General features: G+C 54.5%; 1 protein-coding gene. It reads right to left on the minus strand.

Translation table 11 applies throughout. From position 1 onward, the window contains the following. Window positions 1-105 precede the first annotated feature (105 nt). Window positions 106-402, minus strand: a 297-nt coding sequence (locus tag AWU74_RS14410; RefSeq protein ID WP_498067503.1) for a hypothetical protein, incomplete at its 5' end; no start/stop codon positions are given.

The raw sequence follows: 402 nt of genomic DNA on the forward strand, positions 1-402 counted from the left end.
GACCGGGCATCACGATACTCCACATGCGATAGTTCTTAGGTAATCATCTGTTGGTGGATTTGGAGTCCGAGCCGGGAGCGTTGGCATGCCTAGAAAGCTCAAAACTTACCAGACATCGATGGGCTTTTTCGATCTGGCCGTAGCCGCCCCCTCGATGAAAGCAGCATTGGAGGCCTGGGGATCCAAGAACAACCTATTCCGCGCGTGTTTCAATTCGTTCTGAAACTTCTCCATCTGCCTTTTCCAGCGAAGCTCCTCAGCCTCGAAACGTCGAGCAAGCGCCGCGCGCTCGGTTTCCATCTCGCGAAGCCGGTTCTCATGATCTCGCTTTGCTTTTTCTCTTTGGGCCTCGACTTTGGAGATGGCTCGCTCGCGACGCGCACGTTCAGCTTCAAGTTTGGC

The sequence above is a fragment of the Treponema endosymbiont of Eucomonympha sp. genome, from assembly GCF_001028545.1.